This is a genomic window from Zoogloea oryzae (assembly GCF_030161255.1).
Classification (GTDB): Bacteria; Pseudomonadota; Gammaproteobacteria; order Burkholderiales; family Rhodocyclaceae; genus Zoogloea; species Zoogloea oryzae.
Genome location: NZ_BSPX01000001.1, coordinates 214,336 through 220,526, shown reverse-complemented (window position 1 = coordinate 220,526; position 6,191 = coordinate 214,336). Strand labels below are relative to the sequence as shown.

The 6,191-nt window shown below is 68.1% G+C and carries 4 protein-coding genes and 1 pseudogene; 4 read left to right on the top strand and 1 reads right to left on the bottom strand.

Annotation, left to right across the window (positions count from 1 at the left end; all coding sequences use genetic code 11):
- The 3 genes and pseudogenes from QQK25_RS01035 to QQK25_RS01025 all read left to right on the top strand — a co-directional run.
- Positions 1-242: pseudogene (locus QQK25_RS01035) on the top strand (TolC family protein); the annotation flags it as partial.
- Positions 239-1,771, top strand: coding sequence for an efflux RND transporter periplasmic adaptor subunit (locus QQK25_RS01030; RefSeq protein ID WP_284186337.1), 1,533 nt, complete (start codon positions 239-241; stop codon positions 1,769-1,771). The pseudogene QQK25_RS01035 and the gene QQK25_RS01030, both read left to right, overlap by 4 nt.
- Before the next feature lie 12 nt (positions 1,772-1,783).
- Positions 1,784-4,909 (top strand): efflux RND transporter permease subunit, encoded by a 3,126-nt coding sequence (locus QQK25_RS01025; RefSeq protein ID WP_284186336.1) that lies wholly within the window; start codon positions 1,784-1,786, stop codon positions 4,907-4,909.
- 43 nt (positions 4,910-4,952) lie between these two features.
- Here QQK25_RS01025 and QQK25_RS01020 read toward each other — a convergent pair whose 3' ends face one another.
- Positions 4,953-5,096, bottom strand: a complete 144-nt coding sequence (locus tag QQK25_RS01020; protein WP_284186335.1) for a hypothetical protein — start codon at positions 5,094-5,096, stop codon at positions 4,953-4,955.
- A gap of 297 nt (positions 5,097-5,393) precedes the next feature.
- Here QQK25_RS01020 and QQK25_RS01015 point away from each other — a divergent pair, with 297 nt between their 5' ends.
- Positions 5,394-6,017: a YitT family protein gene (locus QQK25_RS01015; RefSeq protein ID WP_284186334.1), complete on the top strand. Its 624-nt coding sequence runs from the start codon at positions 5,394-5,396 to the stop codon at positions 6,015-6,017.
- Positions 6,018-6,191 lie beyond the last annotated feature (174 nt).

The following is a 6,191-nucleotide window of genomic DNA, read 5'->3' as shown; positions in this document are numbered from 1 at the left end:
AGCTGTCGGCCTTCGACGCCGCCCGCCGCACCGAGGCGCTGATCGCCACCAGCCTGCTGCCCCAGGCGGACCTCAGCTTCAAGTCGGCGCTGGCCGCCTACGAAAACGGCAAGGTGGATTTCGCCACCCTGATGGACGCCCAGCGCCAGATCCGCATTGCCCGCCAGAGCCGCATCAAGGCCCAGTTCGAGGCCCAGATGAGCCTCGCCGAGATCGAACGCATCGTTGGAGAAGACCTGTGAAATCCACCGCCGCCCTCGCCCTCGCCGCCGTGATCGCCGTGGGCGGCACCGCCGGCGGCTACTGGTTCGGCACCCGCAGCGCCACGCCGCCTGCGCCCGCCGCCGACGCCAAGCCCGCCCGCAAGCTGCTCTACTACCGCAACCCCATGGGCCTGCCCGACACCTCGCAAACACCCAAGAAAGACCCGATGGGGATGGACTACATCCCGGTGTATGAGGGCGAAGCGGAAGCCACGCCGGCCCCCGCCGGCCAGGTGAAGATCAACGCCGAGCGCATCCAGAAACTCGGAGTGCGCACCGAGACTGCCGAGCTGCGCCCCCTTGGCGCCCAGATCCGCGCCGCCGGGCGAGTGGAGCCGGACGAGCAGCGCCTCTACACCATCGCCCCCAAGTTCGAGGGCTACGTGGAGCGCCTGCACGTAAACGTCACCGGCCAGCCGGTAGCCCGCGGTCAGGTGCTGTTCGAGGCCTACAGCCCCGAGCTCGTCGCCGCCCAGCGGGAATACCAGATCGCCGCCCAGGGCGTCGAGTCGCTCAAGAACGCCGGCAACGAGGCCCAGGCCGGGATGAAGCAGCTGGCCGAATCGGCCCTCATCCGCCTGCGCAACTGGGACATCTCCGACGCCCAGCTGCGTGCCCTCGCCAAATCGGGCGCCGCAACGCGGACGATCAGTTTCCAGTCTCCGGTGGCCGGCATCGTCACCGAGAAGAAGGCCGTCCAGGGCGCCCGCTTCATGCCCGGCGATGCGCTGTATCAGGTGGCGGATCTCTCCCGCGTGTGGGTGATGGCCGACGTCTTCGAGCAGGACATCGCCGCCGCCCGCGTGGGTGCGCCGGTGAAGGTTCGGGTGGACGCCTACCCCGACAAGAGCTTCGACGGCCGCATCGCCTACCTCTACCCCAGCGTGAACGCCGACACCCGCACGACGCCGGTGCGGGTCGAGCTGGCCAACCCCGGCCTGCTGCTCAAGCCCGGCATGTTCGCCCGCATCGAGATCAATGCCGGCAGCAGCGCGCAGGTGCTCACCGTGCCGACTTCGGCTGTGATCGACAGCGGCACCCGCCAGGTGGTGCTGATCGCGGAGGGTGAAGGCCGCTTCACCCCGCGCGAGGTGAAGCTCGGCAGCCGCGGGGAAGATCGGGTCGCGGTGCTGGACGGCCTCAAAGCTGGCGACGCGGTGGTGGTGGCCGCCAACTTCCTGATCGACGCCGAGAGCAACCTCAAGGCGGCGCTGGGCGGCTTCGCCCCGCCCCAGCCCGCCGCCGCCAGCGTGGGGCACAAGGCAGAGGGCGTGGTGGAGAGCATCGACGTCTCCGACGGAACGGTGATGCTCACCCACGGCCCCGTCGCCAGTCTCAAGTGGCCGGCGATGAGCATGGAGTTCAAGTTCGCCAACCCGTCGCTGCAGGCCGGGCTCAAGCCGGGCGCCAAGGTGGCCTTCGAGTTCGTCGAGCGCGCGCCGGGCGAATGGGTCATCACCGTGATCCGCCCCGCCGCCACCACGTCCGCGGCCCACGCCGGACACTGACGGAAAGCCCCCATGCTCGCCAAGCTCATCGACTGGTCCGGCCGCAACCGGGTGCTGGTTTTGCTCGCCACCGCCTTCGTGGTGTTCGCCGGCGTCTTCGCCCTGCTCCGCACCCCCATCGACGCCCTGCCGGATCTCTCCGACGTGCAGGTGATCGTCTATACCGAGTTCCCCGGCCAGGCGCCCCAGGTGGTGGAGGATCAGGTCACCTACCCGCTCACCACCGCGATGCTGTCGGTGCCGCGCTCCAAGGTGGTGCGCGGTTTCTCCTTCTTCGGCGCGTCCTTCGTGTATGTGATCTTCGAGGACGGCACCGACATCTACTGGGCCCGCTCGCGGGTGCTGGAATACCTCAACTTCGCCGCCGGGCGCATGCCCAAGGGCGTGACCCCGCAGATCGGGCCGGACGCCACCGGCGTGGGCTGGGTCTATCAATACGTGCTGCTGGCGCGGGACAAGACCCTCGCCGAGCTGCGCTCGATCCAGGACTGGTACGTGCGGTACCAGCTCGCCAAGGCGCCGGGCGTGGCCGAAGTGGCGTCGGTGGGCGGCTTCGTGCAGACCTATCAGGTCACCGTCGATCCGGTGAAGCTGCGCGCCTACGGCATCCCGCTGATGAAGGTCGCCCAGGTGATCCGCGACTCCAACCGCGACGTGGGCGGCCGGGTGGTCGAGATGGCCGAGACCGAGTACATGGTGCGCGGCAAGGGCTACCTGCGCGGCAAGGACGACATCGGCGCGCTGGTGCTGAAGGCCGAGCGCGGCACCGCCGTGCTGGTGCGCGATGTGGCCCGGGTGGAGCTGGTGCCCGACGAGCGCCGCGGCATCGCCGAACTCGACGGCGACGGCGAGGTGGTGGCCGGCATCGCCATGGCCCGCCACGGCCAGAACGCGCTGGAGGTCATCGGCAACCTCAAGGCCAAGGTCGCCGAGATCGGCCCCGGCCTGCCCGAAGGCGTGACGGTGCAGCCGGTGTATGACCGCTCCGAGCTCATCGAGCGCGCCATCGCCACCCTCAAATCCACGCTGGTCGAGGAATCCCTGATCGTCGCGCTGGTGTGCGTGGTCTTCCTGCTGCATGTGAGGAGCGCGCTGGTGGCGATCCTGATGCTGCCGGTGGGCGTGCTGATGGCCTTCATCGCCATGCGCCTCCTGGGGATGAACTCCAACCTGATGAGCCTGGGCGGCATCGCGATCGCCATCGGCGCGATGATCGACGCGGCCATCGTGATGATCGAGAACGCCCACAAGCACCTCGAACGCCTGCCCGATGGTCACACCACCGCCGACCGGGCCGAGGCGATGCTCGCCGCCTGCCGCGAGGTGGGGCCGGCGCTGTTCTTCTCGCTGCTCATCATCACGGTGTCGTTCCTGCCGGTGTTCAGCCTCGAAGGCCAGGAAGGCCGGCTGTTCTCGCCGCTGGCCTGGACCAAGACCTTCTCGATGGCCAGCGCCGCGCTGCTATCCGTCACCCTGGTGCCGGTGCTGATGCTGCTTTTCATCCGCGGGCGGATCGTCCCGGAGGCCCAGAACCCGGTGAACCGCGTGCTGATCCGCCTCTACCGCCCCATCATCCGCGGCGTGCTGCGCTGGAAGAAGCTCACCATCAGCCTCGCGGTGCTGGCGCTGGTGGCCACGCTCTACCCGGCCTCGCGCCTGGGCTCCGAGTTCATGCCCACCCTCGACGAAGGCACCCTGCTCTACATGCCCTCCTCCCTGCCCGGCATGTCGGTCACCAAGGCCGCCGAGCTGATGCAGACCCAGGACCGGATCATCAAGAGCTTCCCCGAGGTCGCCTCCGTCTTCGGCAAGGCCGGCCGCGCCAACACCGCCACCGATCCGGCGCCGATCGAGATGTTCGAGACCATCATCAACCTCAAGCCCCACGACCAGTGGCGGCCGGGCATGACCACCGACAAGCTCATCGCCGAACTCGACGCCGCGCTGCAGTTTCCCGGCGTCGCCAACGCCTGGACGATGCCCATCAAGGCCCGCACCGACATGCTGTCCACTGGCATCCGCACGCCCATCGGCATCAAGGTGTTCGGCAAGGATCTGGACGAGCTCGAACGCCTCGCCAAGACCATCGAGGGCGTCGTCCGTGCCGTGCCCGGCACCACCAGCGCCTTCGCCGAGCGCATCACCGGCGGCTTCTACCTCAACATCGAGCCCGACCGGGCGCAGCTCGCCCGCTACGGCATCACCGTGGGCGAGCTGCAGGACGTGATCGCCGGCGCGCTGGGTGGCGAGATGGTCACCACCACCGTGGAAGGCCGCGAGCGCTACGGCGTGACGGTGCGCTACCCCCGCGAGCTGCGCTCCAGCCCCGAGCAGATCGCCCGCGAGGTGCTGGTGCCGACCATGAACGGCGCCATGCTGCCCCTCGGGCAACTTGCCAAGGTGGTGATCGCCAAGGGCACGCCGGGCATCCGCACCGAAAACGCGCTGCTCTCCGCCTACATCTACGTGGACATCCGCGGCCGCGACATCGGCGGCTACGTGGCCGACGCCAAGAAGGCCGTGGCCGATCAGGTGAAGTTTCCGCCCAGCTACTACGTGGCCTGGAGCGGGCAGTTCGAATACATGGAGCGCGCCATCGAGCGGATGAAGATCGTCGTGCCGCTCACCCTGCTCACCATCTTCCTGCTGCTCTACGTAAACTTCGGGCGCCTCACCGAAACCCTCATCGTGATGCTGTCGGTGCCCTTCGCGCTGGTGGGCGGCGTGTGGCTGATCTGGCTGCTGGGCTACAACCTGTCGGTGGCGGTGGCGGTGGGCTTCATCGCGCTGGCCGGCGTGGCGGCCGAGACCGGCGTGGTGATGCTGATCTACCTCGACCACGCCTGGGCCGAGGCCAGGGCCCGCCGCGCCGCTGCCGGCGAGACGCCGACCCTCGCCGATCTTTACGAGGCGGTGATGGAAGGCGCGGTGGAACGGGTGCGCCCCAAGATGATGACCGTCGTCGCCATCATGGCCGGCCTCCTGCCCATCCTGTGGGGCAGCGGCACCGGCAGCGAGGTGATGCGCCCCATCGCCGCGCCGATGGTGGGCGGGATGATCTCATCCACAATCCTCACCCTGGCGGTGATTCCGGCGATCTACATGCTGGTCAAGCAATGGCAACGGGACGGCGCCTGAAAACAGGGGCCGTCCCGGGCAGGGGAACAACGCGGACGGGGATTTACTTGGGGTCGGGCGCCTTGCCTTGCTCGGCAAGGGTTTCGAGGGGCTTCTTGAGGAGCAGCAGGCCCCACATCTCGAAACGGGACGCGCTGGTGCTGACCGCACCCACGCAATAGTCGATCCACCAGGCTAGCGGGTTCATGATGTGAACTCCTTTCTTCTTGCACTGCCCCAAAGAGCCCGGAATGAATGCCGGCCGTCCTGACCTTCCCTGGCGGCCGGATGGATCCGGGTCTCCTGTGGCGTGCTGAAAGCATGCGCCCGCCGGGGGCGGTGCGGATGAGAACTATGTCACCCGCACGCCATGAAAACCCGTTTCGGGCCAACTCCGCTGCATTTGTGCAACACATGGCACGACCAGACGGCCGGGTGCCCCGCCCCTGTCGCCCCGCCGACCACGCCGCTATGATGTGGCCGCGCACCTTTCACCCCGTTCCCCATGCCCAGCCACGACACCGCCCCCCTCCAAGCCGCGCCCCACACCCTGCTCGAGGACATCCAGGCAATGGTGATCGGCTGCCTGTTCACCGCCCTCGGCGTGGTCATGCTGCGGGAGGCGCGGCTGCTCTCCGGTGGCACCACCGGGCTCGCCTTCATCGCCCATTACCTGGGTGGCTGGCGTTTCGGCACGGTGCTCTTCCTCATCAACCTGCCTTTCTACGTGTTCGGCTACAAGGCGCTGGGGCCGCGCTTCACCCTCAAGACCTTCTGCGCCATCGGCCTGTTGTCCATCTTCACCGAGATCGTGCCCGGCCTCATCGGCTTCACCCACCTCGACCCGGTATTCGCCGCGGTGATGAGCGGCCTCGCCATCGGCATCGGCATCCTCATCCTGATCCGCCACGGCGCCAGCCTCGGCGGCGTCGGCGTGATGGCCATCTACCTCCAGAAGACCCGCGGCTGGCGCGCCGGCACCGTGCAGATGGCCTTCGACAGCCTGATCCTCGCCACCGGCCTCCTCGTCGTCGAGCCCCATCAGGTGATGCTGTCCGTCCTCGGCGCCGCAGCGCTCAACCTGGTGATCGGCGTCAATCACCGGCCGGACAGGTATCACGGGTTCTGAGTCGACACATCCCTCGGGCCACCCTGTAGGTCGGACTTCAGTCCGACAAACCCTGCCCGATCAACCGGCCATGTGGATGGATCAACCCGCGTTGTCGGACTGAAGTCCGACCTACAATCCGACCTACAATCCGACCTGCAGTCCGACCTGCAGTCCGAGCGGCAACGCGGCGCC